1 pseudogene is annotated in these 228 nt (G+C 59.2%); it reads left to right on the forward strand.

The window, feature by feature from the left end:
- Positions 1–190: pseudogene (locus JDF658_RS13900) on the forward strand (IS200/IS605 family accessory protein TnpB-related protein); the annotation flags it as partial.
- Positions 191–228: the final 38 nt, after the last annotated feature.

Genomic DNA, 228 nt, shown 5'->3' on the forward strand with positions numbered 1-228 from the left:
GCAAAACCTGACCCGGAAGGTTAATCCTGATAGACCTGGGGAAGGAAAAGGGATGACCCGTGGGGTCAGGGCCTGCTTGAGGCGGCTGGAGGAGAGGCTTTCTGTGCATAACGGGCTTGCTCCGTGTCAGCAGGAGGCGTATAACTCCGTCTGGCCTGACCTGAAGTTATTGGCCCTGTCCGTACGGTGACCCCGTTTAGCCGGTGTCGGAGAAACCGGTAGGCGTCC

The organism is Carboxydocella sp. JDF658, assembly GCF_002049395.1.
Taxonomy (GTDB): Bacteria; Bacillota.